1 protein-coding gene is annotated in these 508 nt (G+C 48.4%); it reads left to right on the forward strand.

What is annotated here, in order from left to right:
- Positions 1 to 396 (forward strand): TRAP transporter small permease (locus R7R78_RS29725; protein ID WP_225475041.1); only part of this gene is annotated, 396 nt, incomplete at its 5' end.
- Positions 397 to 508: the final 112 nt, after the last annotated feature.

Genomic DNA, 508 nt, shown 5'->3' on the forward strand with positions numbered 1-508 from the left:
AGCACCGTCACGGATGAACTGGCTCGCTATCTCTTTATGTGGGTGGCGCTTATTGGTGCCGCTTACACCACAGGTCTCAAACGTCACCTCGCCATTGACCTTTTGACGATGAAACTCAAAGGCAAGAAAAAACTGGTGAATGAAATCGTCATCCAAGTGGCCATTGCGCTCTTCTCTTATGTGGTGTTGGTCCACGGCGGAACACAATTAGCACTCAAAACATTGGCCACTGGCCAGCTAACCCCAGCATTGGGCTTAGAGATGGGCTACATCTATTTCTGCCTGCCTATCAGTGGCGCACTGATGATCTTTTATTCCGTGATTTTCGCTTATGAGCGCGTCAAACAATTAATGTCTGGTGAAGCCCTACTCACCGACACCCAACTTGATCAATAGAGGGTTCCACAATGGAATGGCAATTAATTCTTACCCTATTCGGTAGCTTCGCAGTCCTGCTTGCGATTGGTGTACCGGTTTCCTTCGCCATTGGTCTTTCTTCACTGGCAAC

Source organism: Vibrio sp. 2134-1 (genome assembly GCF_033339495.1).